The sequence below is a fragment of the Pseudomonas sp. NPDC098747 genome (assembly GCF_044760045.1).
Taxonomy (GTDB): domain Bacteria; phylum Pseudomonadota; class Gammaproteobacteria; order Pseudomonadales; family Pseudomonadaceae; genus Aquipseudomonas.
This window is the reverse complement of sequence record NZ_JBIWAL010000011.1, coordinates 48,557-69,221: the sequence shown is the minus strand read 5'-3', so window position 1 is coordinate 69,221 and position 20,665 is coordinate 48,557. Positions and strand designations below refer to the sequence as shown.

General features: G+C 59.9%; 18 protein-coding genes. 10 read left to right on the top strand and 8 right to left on the bottom strand.

All coding sequences use genetic code 11. The features are described from left to right. The coding region (locus tag ACIQVE_RS09755) for an NAD(+) kinase (protein ID WP_402807291.1) at positions 1-802 on the bottom strand (802 nt) is incomplete at its 3' end. 114 nt (positions 803-916) lie between these two features. Between ACIQVE_RS09755 and ACIQVE_RS09750 the strand changes: the two genes are divergently transcribed. Then, the gene (locus ACIQVE_RS09750) at positions 917-1,867 is read left to right on the top strand and encodes a DUF1853 family protein (protein WP_402807289.1); all 951 of its coding nucleotides are present in this window, start codon (positions 917-919) and stop codon (positions 1,865-1,867) included. A gap of 128 nt (positions 1,868-1,995) precedes the next feature. Here ACIQVE_RS09750 and ACIQVE_RS09745 read toward each other — a convergent pair whose 3' ends face one another. Both ACIQVE_RS09745 and ACIQVE_RS09740 read right to left on the bottom strand, forming a co-directional pair. Then, positions 1,996-3,279: an arsenic transporter gene (locus tag ACIQVE_RS09745; protein ID WP_402807286.1), complete on the bottom strand. Its 1,284-nt coding sequence runs from the start codon at positions 3,277-3,279 to the stop codon at positions 1,996-1,998. A 306-nt stretch (positions 3,280-3,585) separates the two neighbouring features. Continuing rightward, on the bottom strand, positions 3,586-4,143 hold the full coding sequence (locus ACIQVE_RS09740) for an NADPH-dependent FMN reductase (protein WP_402807284.1): 558 nt from the start codon (positions 4,141-4,143) through the stop codon (positions 3,586-3,588). Positions 4,144-4,325: 182 nt separating this feature from the next. Between ACIQVE_RS09740 and ACIQVE_RS09735 the strand changes: the two genes are divergently transcribed. Both ACIQVE_RS09735 and ACIQVE_RS09730 read left to right on the top strand, forming a co-directional pair. Next, the gene (locus ACIQVE_RS09735; RefSeq protein ID WP_402807281.1) at positions 4,326-4,562 is read left to right on the top strand and encodes a hypothetical protein; all 237 of its coding nucleotides are present in this window, start codon (positions 4,326-4,328) and stop codon (positions 4,560-4,562) included. An 85-nt stretch (positions 4,563-4,647) separates the two neighbouring features. Beyond that, on the top strand, positions 4,648-5,541 hold the full coding sequence (locus ACIQVE_RS09730; RefSeq protein WP_402807278.1) for a LysR family transcriptional regulator: 894 nt from the start codon (positions 4,648-4,650) through the stop codon (positions 5,539-5,541). Here ACIQVE_RS09730 and ACIQVE_RS09725 read toward each other — a convergent pair. The 5 genes from ACIQVE_RS09725 to ACIQVE_RS09705 form a co-directional block, all read right to left on the bottom strand. Continuing rightward, positions 5,507-6,121, bottom strand: coding sequence for a GNAT family N-acetyltransferase (locus ACIQVE_RS09725; protein WP_402807276.1), 615 nt, complete (start codon positions 6,119-6,121; stop codon positions 5,507-5,509). The genes ACIQVE_RS09730 and ACIQVE_RS09725 overlap by 35 nt on opposite strands. Before the next feature lie 14 nt (positions 6,122-6,135). Continuing rightward, positions 6,136-8,391, bottom strand: coding sequence for an Orn/Lys/Arg decarboxylase N-terminal domain-containing protein (locus ACIQVE_RS09720; RefSeq protein WP_402807275.1), 2,256 nt, complete (start codon positions 8,389-8,391; stop codon positions 6,136-6,138). A 118-nt stretch (positions 8,392-8,509) separates the two neighbouring features. After that, positions 8,510-9,268, bottom strand: a complete 759-nt coding sequence (gene dnaQ / locus ACIQVE_RS09715; RefSeq protein WP_402807272.1) for a DNA polymerase III subunit epsilon — start codon at positions 9,266-9,268, stop codon at positions 8,510-8,512. Positions 9,269-9,458: 190 nt separating this feature from the next. Further along, the gene (gene rnhA / locus ACIQVE_RS09710; RefSeq protein WP_042558800.1) at positions 9,459-9,920 is read right to left on the bottom strand and encodes a ribonuclease HI; all 462 of its coding nucleotides are present in this window, start codon (positions 9,918-9,920) and stop codon (positions 9,459-9,461) included. A 92-nt stretch (positions 9,921-10,012) separates the two neighbouring features. Beyond that, the gene (locus tag ACIQVE_RS09705; RefSeq protein ID WP_402807269.1) at positions 10,013-10,771 is read right to left on the bottom strand and encodes a class I SAM-dependent methyltransferase; all 759 of its coding nucleotides are present in this window, start codon (positions 10,769-10,771) and stop codon (positions 10,013-10,015) included. Positions 10,772-10,837: 66 nt separating this feature from the next. On the opposite strand from ACIQVE_RS09705, the gene gloB reads away from it, so the two are divergent. The 7 genes from gloB to ACIQVE_RS09670 all read left to right on the top strand — a co-directional run. Then, positions 10,838-11,605, top strand: coding sequence for a hydroxyacylglutathione hydrolase (gene gloB / locus ACIQVE_RS09700; protein ID WP_402807266.1), 768 nt, complete (start codon positions 10,838-10,840; stop codon positions 11,603-11,605). A gap of 99 nt (positions 11,606-11,704) precedes the next feature. Beyond that, positions 11,705-13,168 carry a transglycosylase SLT domain-containing protein gene (locus tag ACIQVE_RS09695; protein WP_402807264.1) on the top strand — a complete coding sequence of 488 codons (1,464 nt, stop codon included), beginning with the start codon at positions 11,705-11,707 and terminating at the stop codon, positions 13,166-13,168. A 289-nt stretch (positions 13,169-13,457) separates the two neighbouring features. Further along, a complete protein-coding gene (locus ACIQVE_RS09690) occupies positions 13,458-15,290 on the top strand; it encodes an extracellular solute-binding protein (protein ID WP_402807261.1) in 1,833 nt (610 codons plus the stop codon). Next, positions 15,287-17,128, top strand: coding sequence for an extracellular solute-binding protein (locus ACIQVE_RS09685; RefSeq protein ID WP_402807258.1), 1,842 nt, complete (start codon positions 15,287-15,289; stop codon positions 17,126-17,128). Before ACIQVE_RS09690 ends, ACIQVE_RS09685 begins: the two co-directional genes overlap by 4 nt. Positions 17,129-17,132: 4 nt before the next feature. Next, on the top strand, positions 17,133-18,206 hold the full coding sequence (locus ACIQVE_RS09680; protein ID WP_402807255.1) for a microcin C ABC transporter permease YejB: 1,074 nt from the start codon (positions 17,133-17,135) through the stop codon (positions 18,204-18,206). 1 nt (position 18,207) lies between these two features. After that, positions 18,208-19,227: an ABC transporter permease gene (locus ACIQVE_RS09675; RefSeq protein WP_042558794.1), complete on the top strand. Its 1,020-nt coding sequence runs from the start codon at positions 18,208-18,210 to the stop codon at positions 19,225-19,227. 1 nt (position 19,228) lies between these two features. Then, the coding region (locus ACIQVE_RS09670) for an ABC transporter ATP-binding protein (protein ID WP_402807252.1) at positions 19,229-20,665 on the top strand (1,437 nt) is incomplete at its 3' end.

Below are 20,665 nucleotides of genomic sequence, written 5' to 3'. Positions count from 1 at the left end.
GCAGCTTTTGCGCTTTTTTGCTGACGGTGATGGTGTCGCCCGGCGCGCAGGTGAAGTGATTCTGCCCGTCGCAGGAGACTTGCGGGTAGATCTGCATATCTTTGGACACGACGATTTTCAGCTCACTGTTGCCATCGACCACAATTGGCCTGCTGGACAACATATGGGGGTACATCGGCACGATCACAATGGCGTCGAGCTTGGGGTGCATGATCGGGCCACCGGCAGACAGCGCATACGCAGTGGAGCCGGTCGGGGTGGCGACGATCAGGCCGTCGGCCTTTTGGCTGCAAACGAACTGGCCGTCGATGTACAGCTCGAACTCGATCATTCGCGTCGACTTGCCGGGGTGCAGCACCACGTCGTTGAGCGCGTCGCCCTGGCCGATGGCCTCGCCGTGGCGGCGAACTTCGGCTTGCAGCAGAAAGCGGTTTTCCACCAGGTAATGGCCGTCGAGCACTTTGGCGACTTCGACTTCCAGCTCATCCGGGCGAATGTCGGTGAGAAACCCGAGGCTGCCACGGTTGATCCCGAGCACCGGCGTATTGTGTTTGGCCAATGCACGGGCGGCGCCGAGCAGGCTGCCGTCGCCGCCGACAACGATGACCATGTCGCAGACTTCACCGAGCATCTTGCGCGACGACGTTTGCAGGCCATGCCCCGGCAAAACTTCGGCGATGGTGTCTTCGAGGATCACATGCAGGTGACGATCGAGCAGAAACCGTTTCAGTCGGCGGACGGTATCCAGCACCTGGGAACTGCCCAGGCGACCGATGATGCCGATATTACGAAATTGCTCCATGGGACCTCTGCGGACAATCGAAAACGCGAAAACCCGATTATGGGCGAAAGCCGCCGTTAGACAAAATCCTTTCAGCCTCAAGGGCGGGCGCGTGTTTAAGGCTATGCTCGCAAGATGATCCTATTTCCCGACTTGCTGCAGTTGCCCCACCAATTACGCCATCCGGAAGTGCGCGATCTGGCGTGGGTGATCCTCGCCCCACCGATGCTCGCGACCACGCCGTGGCCGCAACGCCATCCGCTGGCGGGCAGCGATTGGGTCAGCGATCCCGAGCGACTGGAGCAATGGCTGCGCCAGCTCGATCACGACAGCTACGGTTTGTTGCACTGGTTGTCCCAGGCCCGCACGCGGCGGTTGGGTTTGTATTACGAGCGGCTGTGGCAGTTCGCCGTGCAGCATGCGCCGGGCATTGAGTTGATCGCGGCCAATCTGCCGATCCGCCGAGAGGGCCATACCCTTGGCGAGCTGGACATGCTGCTGCGTGACCGCGACGGCGTGCATCACCTGGAACTGGCGATCAAGCTCTACCTCGGCCCGCAAAACGGCGATGGCCATGACCCGGCGCAGTGGCTGGGGCCGGGTTGTCATGATCGGCTGGATCGTAAACTGGCGCATCTGGCCGAACATCAACTACCGATTTCGGCGCGCCCGGAAAGCCGTGAAACCTTGGCGGCACTGGATATCGAGGCGTTCAGTGCACAACTGTGGCTGGGCGGATACCTGCTGTACCCGTGGCCCGGCAAGTCTGCCTCACCGAGCGGCGCGCATCCGCAGCATTTGCGTGGCAGTTGGTTGCATCAGAAAGACTGGCCAGCATTTTTGGCGCAGCGTCCGCCGGGACGCTGGCAACCCCTGCCCCGGCATGCCTGGCTGGCACCGGCGCATTACCCGGCGGATCAGACCTGGAGCCCTGAGCATTTGCAGATGTGGCTGGCGGCTCTGGAACCGTTGGCACCGGCGCAACTGATGGTGCGCCTGACCGAGAATGCGCAGGGGGAATGGGAAGAAGCGGAGCGGCTGTTTCTGGTGTCCGACCTTTGGCCGAATGTCCCCGGCCAGGCCTGAGATTTTGTAGCGCCTGTCCGGCCTCTTCGCGAGCAAGCTCGCTCCCACATTTAGATCGCATTCCAAATCAGGGATAGGCGACGCATTCCCTGTGGGAGCGAGCTTGCTCGCGAAGGAGACACCTCGGTTTAAAGGGATAACCGCACAGCCAAAGCCGCCAACGTCACCAACAACACCGGCAACGTCAGCACAATCCCCACCCGGAAGTAATACCCCCAGCCAATCCGGATCCCTTTGCGCTCCAGTACATGCAGCCACAGCAAAGTCGCCAGACTGCCAATCGGTGTGATCTTCGGCCCCAGGTCGCTGCCGATCACGTTGGCGTAAATCATCGCCTCCTTGACCACCCCGCTCGCCTGGCTGGCATCAATCGACAGCAACCCGACCAGCACCGTCGGCATGTTGTTCATGATCGATGACAACAGCGCCGTCAGCACGCCGGTCCCGAACGCCGCGCCCCACACGCCATAATTGGCGAAACCATCGAGCCAGCCGGCCAGATACCCGGTCAGCCCGGCATTGCGCAGGCCGTAGACCACCAGATACATGCCCAGCGAGAAAATCACGATCTGCCACGGCGCTTCCTTCACCACTTTGCGCGTGGAAATCTTGTGGCCACGGGCGGCGATTGCCAGCAGCAGCGCCGCGCAGACAGCGGAAATCGCGCTGATCGGAATGCCCAGCGGTTCCAGCGCAAAACAGCCAATCAGCAAAATCGCCAACACCGCCCAACCGGCGTAGAACGTGGCTTTGTCGTGGATCGCGGTTTCTGGACGCTCGAGCTGTTCGGGGTCGTAAGCCGCCGGAATGTCGCGACGGAAAAACCACATCAGCATGACCAGCGTCGCGGCGACACTGACGAAGTTCACCGGCACCATCACCGCCGCATAGCGGTTGAAACTGATGTTGAAAAAGTCCGCCGAGACGATGTTGACCAGGTTCGACACCACCAGCGGCAGGCTCGCGGTGTCGGCGATAAATCCTGCGCCCATGACGAACGCCAGGGTCGCCGCTGGCGAAAAGCGCAGCGCCAACAACATGGAAATGACAATCGGCGTGAGAATCAACGCTGCCCCATCATTGGCGAACAGCGCCGACACCAGCGCGCCGAGCAACACCATGAAGGCAAACAGCTTGCGCCCGCTGCCCCGCCCCCAGCGCGCCACGTGCAACGCAGCCCAATTGAAAAAACCGGCCTCATCGAGCAGCAGACTGATGATGATCAGCGCGACAAAAGTGCCGGTGGCGTTCCAGATGATTTGCCACACCAGCGGGATATCACTCAGGTGCACCACCCCAAAGATCAGCGCCAGCACCGCGCCCAACGTCGCACTCCATCCAACGCCGAGACCTTTGGGTTGCCAAATCACGAGGGTGATGGTCAGCAGAAAAATCAGTGAAGCAGCGAGCATTCGTATCAGCCTTCAGCGAGGGAAAAAGGAAACGCGAACAATACACTGACTTGTGGAAAGAAGACCCCCGTGGCGAGCAATGCTGTGCAGTCAAGAAATAGGGTGAGTTAAAAGCAATCTGTGGCGAGGGGATTTATCCCCGTTGGGTTGCGAAGCGACCCTCTGCGATCAAATGTCATACCGGGATCACAGGTTTGGGGGGCTGCTTCGCACCCCAACGGGGATAAATCCCCTCGCCACAGGCTTTCAGTTTGCAGGTAGCAGGTAGCAGGTAGCAGGTAGCAGGTAGCAGGTAGCTTGCGAGGTTTACTTTTTGTGTTGTTCGACGAACTGCCCATACGCATCAATGAATTTTTGCAAAAACGGCTTCACCGTTTCGCTCAGCTTGCCCGCCTCGTCAAACGCCGAGCCCGCTCCACCCAAATAGGCTTCCGGTTGCTGCATGCAGTGCACATCGAGAAACACAAACGACTGGCGCAGGTGCTGGTTCGCACCAAAACCACCGATGGCCCCCGGCGATACGCTCATCACCGCGCCCGGCTTGCCGCTCCAGGCACTCTTGCCATAAGGCCGCGAGCCGACATCAATGGCATTCTTCAGCGGTGCCGGCACGGAACGGTTGTACTCCGGCGTCACAAACAACAACGCGTCGGATGAACCCACTTTTTCACGGAAAGTGCTGTAGGCTGCGGGCGGTGAATCACCGTCGATGTCTTCGTTGTACAGTGGCAGGTCGCCAATTTCGACAATCTCAAGCTTGAGGTTCGCCGGCGCCAGTTCAGCCAGTGCCAAAGCGACCTTGCGATTGATCGAAGCTTTGCGCAGGCTACCGACCACTACGGCGACGTTGTAGACATTGCTCATGGAAACTCTCGACTGTCAGTGGGGGGAGCCACTAGTTATAGATGATTCGATGACGATTTCACCAGCAGACGAGAGAAATCCCCGAATGCTGATTATTTTTTTCCTGTAGGAAAACTTACAGCACTTGATGACGGTCTACCAAGCCGCAAATCAAGCGTTTTATCTCCAGAGGTTCTAAGCAGATGGCAGCAGTACTCGTCGGTCAGTTCCATGCAAGAGATGCGGAAGGCCGCGTTTATTCCGTGCATGAGTTCCAGGAATCCACCCCGTCAGCAGACGGTTCCACTGGCTCGGAGCCCCGCACCACCTACAAACTGGCCATTGGCGATCGCATCGAGAAACTGGATGACGCTGAATTCAAGCTGGTTCAGTCGGGCATTATCCTGACGCGCGAACCTGAGCCAATCGTCGCTTCATAACCGCGCGTTATGAGCAGAAGTCATATACGCAGACTTGGGGTAGGATTCAGCCACTGACCCCACCTGCTGAACATGGACTTCACGCATGCGTTTACGCCATATCGAAGTGATTCAGGCGCTCTTGCAGACCGGTCACCTGGGCACCGCCGCCGAATGGCTGCAGTTGCCGGTGACCGAGGTCGAAGAGCGTTTGCGCGAAGCCGAGAGTCAGTTGGGGTTCATGCTGTTCGCCAGCGTTCGCGGGCGCCTGCAATCGACACCCGAAGCGCGGGCATTGCAGGTGGAAATCGCTCACGTCTATGAAGCGCTGGAACCGGTGCAACGTCTGGCCAACAGCCTCAAACAATACCTCGCGCCGCCGCTGCGCATCATCGGCACCCCACCGCTGGCACAACAACTACTCCCGCAAAGCCTGGCCGCCCTGCGCCGACGCCTGCCGGATGCACCGTGCAGCCTGCTCAGTGCGCCGACCCGCGACATCGTCCGCAGCCTGCTGTTGCGCGAAAGCGATCTCGGTTTGAGCCTGCACGACCCCGAACATCCGGACATTCATTGCCAGCCGCTGGCCCACAGCAAGCTGCAACTGCTCGCGCCGCACGGCTGGCTGCAACCCAAACAAAAGTACATTTCCCTACAGGATCTGGCAGGTCAGGCGATGGTCGGCCTCGACGGTCAGGACCCGCTGAGCCCGGCGCTGGATAACAAACTGCAGGCCGTGCGCCCTGCGCCGAGCATCCAGACCCGCGTGCAAACCCATCAGATGATGCGCAGCATGGTCGAGGCTGGCGAAGGGCTTGCCATCGTCGACCCGTTCACCGCGCTCGGTGCCCGCGCGGCCGGGCTGGATGTCTGCCCGCTGTCTCCCGCTGTGCCGATCAGCCTCTATGCCTTGACCTTCAAACACGTCGCACCGTCATCGGCCGTTCAGACGTTACTGGCGATCATTACGGAACAAGCCGAGGCGATGTTGTCGAGCTGAGCGGGTTTTCCAGCGGATTATCGAACAATCGATACCAGAACAGCGCCACTTCGGCGGTGTTCGGGTCGATACCGCGATAGCGCAACTGGTCAACGCCGCCAATCACATACCCGCAACGCTCATACAGCCGACAGGCACCGAGGTTGTTGTTCTGGGTTTCCAGCATGATCCCCGGCAGCTTCTTCTTGCGACTCCAGAACTGCGCCACGTCCAGCAATGCCTTGGCCACGCCATGGCGACGGGCCGGGGCGTGCACCGCCAATTCATCGATATGGGCAAAGCCGTTCCAGTTGGTGCTGATTACCAGATGGCCCACCGGCTCGTCATCGAGGTAGGCCATGAAGATCGCGCTGTCGGCGGCCTTGTGAAAGCTGCTGAATTCCTCAGGATCAATGCCGTAACACTTGCGGTACGGCACGATCGGCGTCACCAACCATTGCTCGACAGGTTTGCCGATGACGGCGGCACCATACGCAGCGACTTCGAAGCTGAAGTCGCTGCCCCAGATATACGGCGCAAAACCTTCATCGGCGACGCGCACCGAAAGCCCTGGGTATTTTGGATTCATGACCGGTTGCATGCTCGCAAAGCTCCTCATTCCTTGACGCAATCGACGGTGTAATACCGACCATTGCCTTCGTCTTCGTGTTGCAGTCCATGCACATCAGCTACAAAACCCTGGAAGCTGCTATCGAACGTGCGGGCAAATTTCAGGTAATCGATGATCGAGCGGGTCGATTCGGTAAAGCGCTCGCCGGGCATGATCAACGGAATGCCCGGCGGATACGGCACCAACATCACGGCGGCAATCCGTCCTTCCAGCGCATCGATCGGCACTGCCTCGACTTCACCGCGCACCAGATGATCGTAGGCGTGGGCTGGCTTCATGGCGATTTCCGGCAGCACCGTGTACATGCGTTTGAGATGTTTAGCGGTGGCGTTGGTGCGATAGCAGGCGTGCAATTGATCGCACAAATCCCGCAGGCCCATGCCGCGATAGCGCGCGGTGTCTTCCAGGGCGACACACGGCAGGCACGTCGCCAGACTGACATTAGCGTCGTAACTGCGCTTGAACTCCAGCAACTCGGTGAGCAACGTGCTCCATTTGCCTTTGGTGATGCCCATGGAGAACAACACCAGAAACGAATACAGCCCCGTCTTCTCCACCACCAGCCCACGCTCCCAGAGGAACTTGCTGACCACCGCTGCCGGGATGCCCTTCTCGCTCAACGCGCCACCGGCGTTCAGGCCGGGCATCACCAGCGTGACTTTGATCGGGTCGAGCAAAACGTAATCGTCGCTGACCTCTCCGAAACCATGCCAGTCGGCGTCCGGTTGCAGCAGCCAGTCTTCGGTCTGCACGCGGTCGATGCCTTCGACGCCCGGCGGCTGCCAGATCGAAAACCACCAGTCATCCGCCGCGATGTGCTGACGCAGATTGGCCAGCGCACGGCGGAAACTCAGGGCTTCGTCGAAGGTTTCTTGCAACAGCGAACGCCCGGCGGGGCCTTCCATCATTGCCGAGGCCACATCCAGCGAGGCGATGATGCTGTACTGCGGCGAGGTCGAGATGTGCATCATGAACGCTTCGTTGAAACGATCACGGTCCAATTGCCGCGCGCCGCCGTCCTGCACATGAATCATTGAGGCCTGACTGAACGCCGCCAGCATTTTGTGAGTGGAATGGGTGGTAAACACCAGCGGACTGTCTTCGCTGCGCGAAGTGTCCATGCCATAGCGCCCGGCGAAGAATTCGTGAAACGCCGCATAGGCGTACCACGCCTCGTCGAAATGCAGCACTTCGACGCTGTTGCCCAGGCTGTGCTTGATCAGTTCGGCGTTGTAACAGAGCCCGTCGTAGGTCGAGTTGGTGACCACCGCGAGTTTCACTTTCGGTGCGCGGCCCTTGGTCAGCGGACTGGCGTCGATCTTGGCCTGGATTGATTCGCGGCTGAATTCGCTGAGCGGAATCGGGCCGATGATCCCCAGTTCATTACGCTCTGGGCACAGATACAACGGGATCGCGCCGGTCATGATGATCGCGTGCAACACCGACTTGTGGCAGTTGCGATCCACCAGCACCAGATCATCGCGAGCGACCATGGAATGCCAGACGATCTTGTTGGCGGTCGAGGTGCCATTGATCACGAAAAAGGTGTGATCGGCTCCGAAGTTGCGTGCCGCGCGGGCTTCCGCCTCGGCGAGCGGGCCGGTGTGATCAAGCAGAGAACCGAGTTCGGGCACCGACACCGACAAGTCGGAACGCAGGGTGTTTTCACCGAAAAACTGATGAAACGCCTGCCCCACCGGACTCTTGTGATACGCCACGCCGCCGCCATGACCGGGGGTGTGCCAGGAATAATTGGAGTCAGCGGTGTGTTGCACCAGTGCCTTGAAAAACGGCGGCAGCAAACCGTCGAGATACTTGCGCGCCGCCCGCGCCACTTGCCGGGCCAGGAACGGTACGGTGTCTTCGAACAGGTAAAGGATGCCGCGCAGTTGATTGAGCTCGGCCATGGCATCGGCCGGAGCATTCTCCAGGGTGACTTGCTCGCCCAGGGCAAAGATCGGCAGATCCGGCGCGCGCACCCGCGCCAGGCCGATCAGTTCGGCCATGTTCTGCAACAGATGCGAATTTGTGCTGGCGTCCTCGGCGGCAATCAACATGCACGCGAGACCATGATGGGTCGAGGCCACCAACCGCCCTTCCGCGTAATCGGTAGCCGAAACGATACTGAAACCTTCCTGCTCCAACTCCCGGGCAATGCCTCGGATACGGTCGCCGGCGACCGTGTCGGCCTTGATGTCGCGATGGACGATCAACACCGGAAATTTCAAATCTTTGTACATGGGGCTCAGTGTCCTGAGGCGGCGGATTCGAATCTGCCAATGCATTCAGGTTAGAGGGTTGCAGCGAAAGTGGCGAGGGTGGCCACTTGGCTTCAACTCACCAAAAGCAAAAGATCTTTCAGGCCTGTGCATCAGCCTCGGCGATCTGCGTCCACAGCGCCGGGCCACCGGCCGACTTGGCGATAATCTCCAGCCGCACCAGATGCGCAGCCAGTTCATCTTCAGTCGCACGAATAATCCGCGCTGGCTGACGATCAGCCGGCAAGCGGCGAATCTCGGTAGCCGAGTTATCCGAGCCATCGCCCGTGCCATTGCCGTCGGAGGCGTTGCCGGCCAGCGACAGGCTGGTCTGGCCACCGGTCATGGTCAGGTAGACGTCGGCGAGAATCTCCGAGTCGAGCAAGGCGCCGTGCAGTTCACGGCCGGAGTTGTCGACGCCAAAACGTTTGCACAAGGCATCGAGGCTGTTGCGCTGACCTGGGTGACGCTCCCGGGCCATCATCAGGGTGTCGAGAATCGAGCAATGCTGCGTGATGTCAGCGAGATCCTGCCGCCCCATCAAGGCGAATTCGTTGTTGATGAAGCCAACGTCGAACGCCGCGTTGTGGATGATCAGTTGCGCGCCTTTGATGAACTCGAAGAATTCATCAGCGACTTCGTTGAAACGCGGTTTGCCCACGAGGAATTCGTTGGTGATGCCGTGGACGCCAATGGCGCCTTCGTCACTCTCGCGATCCGGTTGCAGGTAAACGTGAAAGTGCCGGCCCGTGAGGCGCCGACCGATCAGTTCGACACAACCGATTTCGATAATCCGGTGACCATCGGTCACCGGCATGCCGGTGGTTTCGGTATCGAGTACAACGGATCTGGTGGCCATCAGTGCTCAGCTCTCAACGGGTCAATCGGGCAAAAACGCGGATGTTAACACGCTCGACGGGGTGTTTCAGGTAGACCGTGGCGCCCCATTCGCGAGCAAGCTCGCTCCCACAGGGGATTTGGGAACCGCACAGATCCTATGTGGGAGCGAGCCTGCTCGCGAATGGCCTCACACGGTGTAACTGAAAAAATCAGCTCTGCTTGTACCCGCGAACCTCGTCAACCCCACGGTTGGCCAACTGGTCAGCACGCTCGTTACCGTGATGACCAATGTGCCCGCGCACCCACTTCCAGGTGACCTTGTGGCGGTTGACTTGCTCGTCCAGCTCTTTCCACAGATCAGCGTTCTTCACTGGCTCTTTGGCAGCGGTCTTCCAGCCGCGCTTCTTCCAGTTGACCATCCACTCGTTGATGCCCTTCATCACGTACTGCGAGTCGGTCACCAGCAGCACTTCGCAGGGCCGCTTCAAGGCTTCGAGGCCACGGATCGCGCCGAGCAGTTCCATGCGGTTGTTGGTGGTGTTGGCTTCGCCGCCCCACAGTTCCTTTTCGACGCCCTTGCACACCAGCAAGGCGCCCCAGCCGCCCGGGCCGGGATTGCCCTTGCAGGCGCCGTCGGTGAACAGTTCTACGCTTTCAACGGTTTCACTCATGCCAATCTATCCAGAAAAAATGCGTGCCTCGCCAATCGCGGATTGACGATGACCGCGGCCGAAGCAAGTCCGGCCACTATAAAAAGAAGGGTTTACGGTTCGATGCGGCGGCGGTTGACCTTGGCCATCGGCAGCGGAATCAGCTTGCCCATCGGCTCGCGACGCTCCTGACGCAGTGGGCGTAGCCCGACCACAATCTTGCGCGCGACCAATAAGTAGAAACCGCCTCCCGACAGTTGCCAGTCCCCGGCCTTGCGTTCCCAGCCGGCCAGACGGGCCTGCCACTTGGGCGACGCGAGCGGCGGACGATAGCACCCGAAGCGGCGTTTCTCCAGCGCAAAGCCCAGCAGATTGAGCCAATCGGCAACCCGCGATGGCGAGATGCAGCGCGCCTTGCGCAAGGCGTCGTGAGCAAACGCATGGCGCAGGCCCCAGGTGCTCCAGGGGTTGATGCCGATGATCAACAAATGCCCGCCAGGGCGCACGCTGCTCGCCGCTTCACGCAGCAGTCCGTGGGGCGAAAGGCAGAAATCCAGACCGTGCTGCATCACCACCACGTCGGCGGCGTGCTCGCTCAATGGCCAGGCCTGTTCTTCGCAGACGATCTCGACACCCGGCAATGGCGCACCGAGCCGCACGTTGCGCTGCACTTGCGGCGCGGACGGCGGGGTTTCGGCCGACGGGCCGTAGTGCACCAGATAGCCACCAAAGAACCGACCCAGCTCGTCTTCGAGCATGCGCCGCTCTTCATCCAGCAGAAATTGTCCGAGCGGGCCCGACAGCCATTCACGGGCGGCGCTGATCAACGCCAGCCAGTCGGGATCTGCCTGAGCGAACGCTTTATCGGTCATGTCATTCTCCAACGCGCCAGGAACTACTAAGATGCGCCAATGTTTTCCGCTTGGCGAATTCCGACGATGATACAGATCAGTGCCCTGCCCGCGTTCACCGATAACTACATCTGGTTGTTACAAGATCACCGCACCCAGCGCTGCGCGGTGGTTGATCCGGGCGATGCCGCGCCGGTGCAGGCGTGGCTCGACGCCCATCCGGGCTGGGTGCTGAGCGATATCCTGATCACCCACCATCATCATGATCACGTCGGCGGCGTCGAGCGCCTGAAGCAGATCAGCGGCGCCACCGTTTACGGCCCGGCAAGCGAAAAAATTCCGGCGCGGGACTTCGCCCTCAAGGACAACGACAGCGTCAGCGTGCTCGGTTGGGACTTTGATGTCTACGCAGTGCCCGGTCACACGCTGGGACACATTGCCTATTACCACCACGGCTTGCTGTTCTGCGGCGACACGCTGTTTGCCGCCGGTTGCGGCCGCTTGTTCGAAGGCACGCCTGAGCAGATGCACCACTCGCTCAGCAGGCTCGCCGCGTTGCCTGAAGATACGCTGGTCTATTGCACCCACGAATACACCTTGAGCAATCTCAAGTTTGCCGCTGCCGTCGAACCGAGCAACACGGACATTGCCGCCCGTCTGGAAAAAGTCAGCCAGCAACGTCAAAACGGTGTCATGACCCTGCCCTCGACTCTGGCACTGGAAAAGCTCACAAATCCGTTTTTGCGCACCTCTGAAACATTAGTTACACAAAAAGTGGACGAACGGGCCGGTGCTCAAAACAGGGCGCCGAGTGAGGTTTTTGCGGCTCTGCGGGCATGGAAAGATACGTTCTAAGTGCCCTGCCCCTTGATACAAAAATTCTGAATGGTTGACCGCAGGGGGTGCGCTTTCTAGAATCGCCCGACATTTTCGCCCGGAACTTACTTCCAGCCAATGTCGTCATCCATACGTAAGTCCGTCAATTCAGACGCGCTGACCCGCCTGGCACAAGCCATCGCGGTGGCTGTGTCCGCCACGCTGGCGGGCTGTTCCAGCCATGCTCCGCAGCCTGAAGCGACCCATACGCCGAACATTGCTGCGCGAGCCAAGCAGAAGCCTATCTGGCTGACCGAGAAGCCGACACCACAGGTTCCCCAGGATGTCTGGGAGCGCATGCGCCAGGGTTTCCAGTTACAGGACGGCCTGGGCGTGAACCCGCGCATCGAGCAGCAGCGCCTGTGGTTCGCCAGTAACCCGTCATTCCTCGAGAGCGCGGGCGAGCGTGGCAGTCTCTATATTCATTACATCGTCGAACGCCTCGAAGAACGCAACATGCCGCTGGAACTGGCCCTGCTGCCAGTGATTGAAAGCTCCTACAACCCGATGGCCTATTCACGGGCCAACGCAGTAGGTCTTTGGCAGTTCATTCCGTCCACCGGCCGTTACTTCAACCTGCGTCAGACCCGTTTCTACGATGGCCGTCGCGATATCACCGCCTCGACCACCGCAGCGATGGATTACCTGACCCGTCTGCACGACATGTTCAACGGTGACTGGCTCCTTGCGCTCGCGGCTTACAACGCTGGTGAAGGCACGGTCAGCCGCGCAATTGAGCGTAACGAAAGGCTCGGCCTGCCAACCGACTACTGGAACCTGCCGCTGCCAGCGGAAACCCAGGCCTACGTGCCGAAGTTGCTGGCCCTGTCGCAAGTGGTCCTGGCGCCGGAAGCCTACGGGGTCAATCTCAACCCGATCGCCAACGAACCGTACTTCCAGGTCGTCGAAATCAACCAGCGCATGGACTTGTCGAAAGTCGCTGCGGTGGCCAACATCGACGAAGACGAACTGTTCCAGCTCAACCCGGCCTTCAAGCAACGCACCACCATCGACGGCCCTCAGCATTTGCTGGTGCCGACGTCGAAGGCGCAACTGCTGACCGCCAGCCTGCAAACCATGCGGCCTGACGAGTTGATCAGCCCGCGGTCGCTGAAACCGGTGTTTGACGGTGCCGATCCCGCCGAAGTCGCGCAGCTCAAGCGTGCCTACCGTGTCAAGCGTGGCGACAACCTTGGCACCATCGCCAAGGCCAACAAGGTTGAAGTCAAGGATCTGCAACGCTGGAACAAGTTGACCGGCAAGAATCTCAAGGTCGGCCAGACTCTGGTGATGCAGGACAACACCAAGCGCAGCCCTTCGCGTAACAGCGGCCGGGTCAATACCGTAATCGCGGCCAACAGCAAAACCAAAGGCAAGGCCGAGAGCGCGCAGCAGACTCGGTACAAGGTCAAGCGCGGCGACACGCTGTATGTGGTGGCCAAGCGTTTCAACGTAGAGATGCAACATCTCAAACGCTGGAACCCGGGTGCCGGCAAAGCGTTGAAGCCCGGGCAGATGCTCACGGTTTATTCGCCGCATTGATTGATAAAGAGCCCCTGAAATTCAGGGGCTTTTTTTATGAAAAAATATTGATGGGGGCTTCTGTGGCGAGGGGATTTATCCCCGTCGGGGCGCGCAGCGGCCCCTCTTTTGATCCCCAAAAGGCAGGCCTGCTGCGCAGTCCAACAGGGATAAATCCCCTCGCCACAAAAGCTGACCCCACGAGCAGGGAGGCACAATTAACCCCGCATTAAGCCGCTATCTTTTTCCTGCCCAGACAAGCTGTTACTGTACGGCCCACTAAGCCCAAGCCGCCTGGATCAGATCTGACTTGAAGCGTCCCCTCCTCCTGCTCCTGATCAGCCTGGCCTTGAGCTCAACCGCAAGCGCGACGATTACCGAAAGTCACGGTTATGCGCAGTTCGGCACGCTCAAGTACCCGGCCAGATTTACCCACTTCGACTGGGTCAACCCGCAAGCGCCCAAGGGCGGTACGTTGCGGGTAATGGCGTTTGGCACCTTCGATACGGTCAATCCGTACACCTTCAAGGGCACTAGCCCGGTTTCCACCGGGAATTTCCTCCAGTACGGCATCAACGAGCTAAACGAACCGCTGATGGTCGGCACCGGCCAGTATTCGCCGTCCGGTGACGAACCGGCATCCAGCTACGGCTTGATCGCGCAATCGGTGGAGTACAGCGAAGATCGCAGCTGGGTAGTGTTCAATCTGCGCCCTGAGGCACGCTTCCACGACGGAACGCCGATCACGGCCTACGACGTAGCGTTCTCCTATCGCCTGTTGCTCAAGGAAGGTCACCCGCTGTACCGCACGGCGCTGCAGGAAGTGCTGCGGGTCGACATTCTCAACAAGCAGCGCATCCGTTTCGTGATGAAACGCTCGGGCAATCCGCTGTTGATCCTGCGCCTGGGCGAGTTGCCAGTGCTGCCGCAACATTATTGGAAAGACCGCGACTTCAAGGCCACCACGTTCGAGCCGCCGCTGGGCAGCGGGCCGTACCGCATCACTTCGGTGACACCGGGGCGCCAGTTGATCTTCGAACGGGTCAAGGATTACTGGGGCAAGGACCTGGCGGTCAATCGCGGCAAGTACAACTTCGATCGCATGGAGGTCGAGTTCTACCGCGACAGCGACGTCGCCTTCGAAGCCTTCAAGGCTGGCGAGTTCGACATCTACATCGAGCATCAGGCGAAGAACTGGGCCAACGGCTACAACTTCCCGGCCGTGCGCCGTGGCGAGGTAATCAAGGCGCAGATTGCGCATCAGATCCCGACCCAGAGTCAGGGCCTGTTCATGAACACCCGGCACGCGACCTTCGCTGACGCCAAGGTTCGCGAAGCGCTGGGCCTGATGTTCGACTTCGAGTGGACCAACCGCGCGCTGTTCAGCGATGCCTACAAACGCACCACCAGCTATTACCCCAACAGCGAATTCGCCGCCAGCGGCCTGCCGGTCGGGCACGAATGGCTGATGCTCAAACCGTACAAGGAGCAACTGCCGGCCAAGCTGTTTACCGAGCCGTTCACCCTGCCGCACACCGACGGGCGCGGGGTCCCTCGGGACACCATGCGCAAGGCTTTGGCTCTGCTCGCCGAGGCTGGCTGGAAGCTCAATGGCCAGCGCCTGCAAAACGCCGCGGGCGAGCCGCTGCGCTTCGAACTGTTGCTGGTCAATCCGAATCTGGAACGCCTCCTCCAGCCGTACATCGAGAACCTCAGAAGCATCGGTATCGACGCGCACCTGCGCACCGTGGATCGCGCCCAGTACAAACAACGCCTCGATCAGTTCGACTTCGACATGATTCTGATGACGCTCAACCAGACCCTCAGCCCGGGCCTTGAGCAGTGGCAGTACTTCCACTCCAGCCAGGCTGGGGTCAAGGGCAGCAAGAATTACGCGGGCATCGCCAATCCGGTGGTCGATCACCTGCTCGAACAATTGCTCGCCGCGCGCACCCGCGATGAGCAGGTCGCCGCCGGCAAGGCCCTCGACCGCGTGCTGCTCTGGCAGCACTACAGCATTCCCAACTGGTACCTCAATTATCACCGTCTGGCCTACCGCAACCGGTTGGCCTTTGTCACCACGCCGCCCTACACCCTGGGCCTGAGCGCATGGTGGCTGAAGTCTTCGGAGAAAGATCAATGAAACCGATCCGCGCCCTGCTCGTGCAGGCCAGCGGCTTGCTGTTCGCCGGGTTGGCGTTTGCCGCCCCGCAACACGCCGTGACCCTGTACAACGAGCCGCCGAAATACCCGGCCGATTTCAAACATTTCGACTACGTGAACCCCGACGCGCCCAAGGGCGGGACTTTTCGCCAGGCCGGGTCCGGTGGCTTCGACAGCCTTAACCCGTTCATCAGCAAAGGCGTGCCCGCCGAAGACATCGGCCAGATCTACGACACCCTGACCAAACACAGTCTCGACGAGCCCTTTACCGAATATGGCCTGATCGCCGGCAAAATCGAAAAGGCCCCAGACAACAGCTGGGTGCGTTTTTACCTGCGCCCCGAAGCGCGCTTCCACGACGGCCACCCGGTACGCGCCGACGACGTGGTGTTCAGCTTCGAGACGCTGACCAAGGAAGGCTCACCGCTGTTTCGCGGCTACTACAATGACGTCGCCGAAGTCATCGCAGAAGATCCTTTGAAAGTGCTGTTCAAGTTCAAGCACACCAACAACCGCGAACTGCCGCTGATCCTCGGCCAGTTGCCGGTGCTGCCAAAACACTGGTGGGCCAATCGCGACTTCACCAAGGGCAACCTGGAAATTCCGCTCGGCAGCGGCCCCTACAAAGTCACTGAAGTGAAGGCCGGGCGTTCGGTGCGCTACGAGCGGGTCAAGGATTACTGGGGCAAGGACTTGCCGGTCAATCGCGGGTTCTACAACTTCGACACGATGACCACCGATTACTACCGCGACAACACCGTCGCCCTCGAAGCGCTGAAGGCCGGTCAATTCGACTACTGGCTGGAGATGACCGCGAAGAACTGGGCCAACGCCTATAACATCCCGGCCGTCACCGAAGGTCGATTGATCAAGGAACAGATCGCCAACGGCAACCCGACTGGCATGCAGGGCTTCGTCTATAACCTGCGCCGCCCGGTGTTCCAGGATGTGCGGGTACGTCAAGCGCTGGGGCTGCTGCTTGATTTCGAATGGACCAACAAGCAATTGTTCAACGGCGCCTATGTGCGCACCCGCAGTTATTTCGAGAACTCGGAAATGGCCGCCACCGGCCTGCCCGACGCCGATGAGCGGGCGATCCTCGAGCCGTTCCGCAGCAAACTGCCGGCGCAGGTGTTCAGCCAAGCCTTCGAGAATCCGAAGACCGACGCCAGCGGCATGATCCGCACCCAGCAACGCGAGGCCTATCAACTGTTGCAAGAGGCCGGCTGGAAGATCGTCGACGACAAGATGGTCGACGCTACCGGCAAACCGGTGGTCATCGAATTTCTGCTGACGCAGACCGATTTCGAGCGCGTGCTGCTGCCGCTCAAGCGCAACCTCAGTGACCTCGGCATCGATCTGGTAATCCGCCGGGTCGACGTCTCGCAGTACATCAACCGCGTGCGTTCGCGGGACTTCGACATGATTGTCGGCAGCTTCCCGCAGTCCAATTCGCCGGGTAACGAGCAGCGCGAATTCTGGATGAGTGCCGCGGCCGACAAGCCCAGCAGCCGCAACACCATGGGCCTGAAAGATCAGGTCGTCGATCAACTGGTGGAAAACCTGATCAACGCCGATACGCGTAAAAGTCTTGTGGCCCATGCCCGGGCGCTCGACCGCGTGTTGCAGTGGGGGTATTACGTGATCCCCAACTGGCACATCAAGACCTGGCGCGTCGCCTACTGGAACCACATCGGCCACCCGAAAGTCTCGCCCAAGTACGACATCGGGATTAATACCTGGTGGGTCAAACCCGATGCAAAACCTGCGATAGAAGTCGAAACCAAACTGCAAGCCGACCCTGCGGGCACGGAGTAATCAGATGCTGGCGTATATTTTTCGGCGACTGCTGCTGATCATCCCCACCCTGTTCGGCATTTTGCTGATCAATTTCGTGATTATTCAGGCCGCGCCCGGCGGGCCGGTCGAGCAGATGATCGCCAAGCTTGAAGGCTTCGAAGGCGCTACCAGCCGTATTGCCGGCGGTGGTGCCGAGGTGTCGGTGGCCGGTTCCGCCTATCGCGGTGCGCAAGGTCTGGACCCGGCGCTGATCAAGGAAATCGAGCACATGTACGGGTTCGACAAATCGGCCCCGGAACGTCTGTGGATCATGGTCAAGAACTACGCGTCGCTGGATTTTGGCGACAGCTTCTTCCGCGACGCCAAGGTCATCGACCTGATCAAAGAGAAGATGCCGGTATCGATCTCGCTGGGGCTGTGGAGCACGCTGATCATGTACCTGGTGTCGATCCCGCTGGGGATCGCCAAAGCCACGCGGCACGGCAGCCACTTCGATGTCTGGACGAGTTCTGCGATCATCATCGGCTACGCGATCCCGGCGTTCCTCTTTGCGATCCTGCTGATCGTGGTGTTTGCCGGCGGCAGTTATCTGGACTGGTTCCCGCTGCGAGGGCTGACCTCGAACAACTTTGACGAATTGAGCATGGGCGGCAAGGTCCTCGATTACTTCTGGCACCTGGCGCTGCCGGTGACGGCACTGGTGATCGGCAACTTCGCGACCATGACCCTGCTGACCAAAAACAGCTTCCTCGACGAGATCAACAAGCAGTACGTGGTCACCGCCAAGGCCAAGGGCCTGACCCGCCACCGCGTGCTCTACGGTCATGTATTCCGCAATGCGATGCTGCTGGTGATTGCCGGTTTCCCGTCGGCGTTCATCGGCATCTTCTTCACCGGCTCATTGCTGGTAGAAGTGATCTTCTCGCTCGACGGCCTCGGCCTGATGAGTTTCGAAGCAGCGATCAACCGCGATTACCCGGTGGTGTTCGGCACCCTGTTCATCTTCACTCTGCTGGGGTTGGTAGTGAAACTGATCGGCGATATCACCTATACCTTGGTCGATCCGCGCATCGACTTCGAAAGCCGGGAGCATTGAGATGAACCTGTCCCCTCTCAACCGCCGCCGCTTCGAACTGTTCAAGGCCAACAAGCGCGGCTGGTGGTCGCTGTGGCTTTTCCTGATCCTGTTCGGGCTGAGCCTCGGCGCCGAACTGATCGCCAACGACAAGCCGCTGGTGGTGCATTACGACAACAACTGGTACTTCCCGGCGATCAAGCGCTACCCGGAAACCACTTTCGGTGGTGAATTCCCGCTGGAAGCCAACTACAAGAGCCCGTACATCCGCGAACTGCTCAAGGCCAAGGATGCGTGGGTGCTGTGGGCGCCGATTCCCTACAACTATCAAAGCATCAACTACGACCTGAAAGTCCCGGCCCCTGCCCCACCGTCGGCGGACAACCTGCTGGGCACCGATGATCAGGGTCGCGATGTGCTGGCACGGGTGATTTACGGCTTCCGCATTTCGGTACTGTTTGCCCTGACACTGACCATTCTGAGTTCGATCATCGGCGTGATCGCCGGCGCCTTGCAGGGCTTTTATGGCGGCTGGGTCGACTTGGCCGGGCAGCGTTTTCTGGAAATCTGGTCGGGTTTGCCAGTGCTGTACCTGCTGATCATTCTGGCCAGTTTCGTCCAGCCGAATTTTTGGTGGCTGCTGGGGATCATGTTGCTGTTTTCGTGGATGAGCCTGGTTGATGTGGTGCGTGCCGAGTTCCTCCGTGGGCGCAACCTCGAATACGTGCGTGCGGCGCGGGCGCTGGGCATGCAGAACGGCGCGATCATGTTCCGCCACATCCTGCCCAACGCCATGGTGTCGACCATGACCTTTATGCCGTTCATCCTCACTGGCGCGATCGGTACCCTCACCGCGCTGGACTTCCTCGGCTTTGGCTTGCCGGCCGGCAGTCCGTCGTTGGGCGAATTGGTGGCTCAGGGCAAATCCAACCTGCAAGCGCCATGGTTGGGCATGAGTGCGTTTGCGGTGCTGGCGCTGATGTTGAGTTTGCTGGTGTTTATCGGCGAGTCCGCTCGCGATGCCTTCGACCCGAGGAAGTGAAATGAATCAGGACAATCTGATCGAAGTGCGCGACCTCGCCGTCGAATTCGGTTTCGGCGAGCGCCTGCACCGGGTGGTCGAAGGTGTGAGCTTCGACATCAAACGCGGCGAAACCCTGGCGCTGGTCGGCGAATCGGGTTCAGGCAAATCGGTGACCGCCCACTCCATCTTGCGTCTGCTGCCGTACCCGATGGCCCGCCACCCGGCCGGCAGCATCAATTACGGCGGGCAAAACCTGCTGGGCCTCAGCGAGAAAACCATCCGCCACATCCGCGGCAACCGCATTGCGATGATTTTTCAGGAGCCGATGACCTCGCTCAATCCGCTGCACTCGATCGAGAAACAGATCAACGAGGTGCTCGGCATCCACAAGGGCCTGACCGGCAAAGTCGCCACCAAGCGCACGCTGGAGCTGCTGGAGATGGTCGGCATCCCCGACCCGCACAAGCGCCTCAAGGCCCTGCCCCACGAACTGTCTGGTGGCCAGCGCCAACGGGTGATGATCGCGATGGCCCTGGCCAACGAGCCCGAACTGCTGATCGCCGATGAGCCGACCACGGCGCTGGACGTGACCGTTCAGCTGAAAATCCTCGATTTGCTCAAGGAACTTCAGGCTCGATTGGGCATGTCGCTGCTACTGATCAGCCACGATTTAAACCTGGTGCGAAGAATTGCGCACCGCGTATGTGTCATGCAGCGCGGTTGCATCGTCGAACAGGCATCGTGCGCAGAGCTGTTCCGTTCGCCGCAGCATCCGTACACTCGGGAATTGCTCGGCGCGGAGCCTAGCGGAGGCCCGGCGACCAATAAAATCGGGGCGCCGCTGCTTGAGGTCGAGGACCTGAAAGTCTGGTTCCCGATCAAGAAAGGCCTGCTCAAGCGCACGGTGGATTACGTCAAGGCAGTGGACGGCATCAATTTCAGCCTGCCTCAAGGTCAGACTTTGGGGATTGTGGGGGAAAGCGGTTCCGGTAAATCCACCCTCGGCCTGGCGATTTTGCGGCTGATCGGCAGCAAAGGCGCGATCCGTTTTGAAGGCAAGCAGCTAGACTGCCTGACGCAGAACGAGGTTCGCCCGTTGCGTCGGGAGATGCAGGTGGTGTTTCAGGATCCGTTTGGCAGCCTGAGCCCGCGGATGTGCGTCAGCGATATCGTTGGCGAAGGCCTGCGGATTCACAAGATGGGCACCGCCGCCGAACAGGAAGCGGCGATAATTGCGGCATTGAAGGAGGTAGGTCTGGATCCGGAAACCCGGCACCGCTACCCCCACGAATTTTCCGGTGGGCAACGGCAACGCATTGCCATTGCCCGAGCGTTAGTGCTCAAACCGGCGCTGATCCTGCTGGACGAGCCGACTTCGGCGCTCGACCGGACGGTGCAGCGGCAAGTGGTGGAGCTGTTGCGCTCACTGCAAGCCAAGTACAACCTGACGTATTTG

Bases quoted from the DNA above. Each gene is read 5' to 3' on its own strand.
- ACIQVE_RS09750 (WP_402807289.1), top strand. From the start codon at position 917: ATGATCCTATTTCCCGACTTGCTGCAGTTGCCCCACCAATTACGCCAT.
- ACIQVE_RS09745 (WP_402807286.1), bottom strand. From the start codon at position 3,279: ATGCTCGCTGCTTCACTGATTTTTCTGCTGACCATCACCCTCGTGATT.
- ACIQVE_RS09740 (WP_402807284.1), bottom strand. From the start codon at position 4,143: ATGAGCAATGTCTACAACGTCGCCGTAGTGGTCGGTAGCCTGCGCAAA.
- ACIQVE_RS09735 (WP_402807281.1), top strand. From the start codon at position 4,326: ATGGCAGCAGTACTCGTCGGTCAGTTCCATGCAAGAGATGCGGAAGGC.
- ACIQVE_RS09730 (WP_402807278.1), top strand. From the start codon at position 4,648: ATGCGTTTACGCCATATCGAAGTGATTCAGGCGCTCTTGCAGACCGGT.
- ACIQVE_RS09725 (WP_402807276.1), bottom strand. From the start codon at position 6,121: ATGCAACCGGTCATGAATCCAAAATACCCAGGGCTTTCGGTGCGCGTC.
- ACIQVE_RS09720 (WP_402807275.1), bottom strand. From the start codon at position 8,391: ATGTACAAAGATTTGAAATTTCCGGTGTTGATCGTCCATCGCGACATC.
- dnaQ (WP_402807272.1), bottom strand. From the start codon at position 9,268: ATGGCCACCAGATCCGTTGTACTCGATACCGAAACCACCGGCATGCCG.
- rnhA (WP_042558800.1), bottom strand. From the start codon at position 9,920: ATGAGTGAAACCGTTGAAAGCGTAGAACTGTTCACCGACGGCGCCTGC.
- ACIQVE_RS09705 (WP_402807269.1), bottom strand. From the start codon at position 10,771: ATGACCGATAAAGCGTTCGCTCAGGCAGATCCCGACTGGCTGGCGTTG.
- gloB (WP_402807266.1), top strand. From the start codon at position 10,838: ATGATACAGATCAGTGCCCTGCCCGCGTTCACCGATAACTACATCTGG.
- ACIQVE_RS09695 (WP_402807264.1), top strand. From the start codon at position 11,705: ATGTCGTCATCCATACGTAAGTCCGTCAATTCAGACGCGCTGACCCGC.
- ACIQVE_RS09685 (WP_402807258.1), top strand. From the start codon at position 15,287: ATGAAACCGATCCGCGCCCTGCTCGTGCAGGCCAGCGGCTTGCTGTTC.
- ACIQVE_RS09680 (WP_402807255.1), top strand. From the start codon at position 17,133: ATGCTGGCGTATATTTTTCGGCGACTGCTGCTGATCATCCCCACCCTG.
- ACIQVE_RS09675 (WP_042558794.1), top strand. From the start codon at position 18,208: ATGAACCTGTCCCCTCTCAACCGCCGCCGCTTCGAACTGTTCAAGGCC.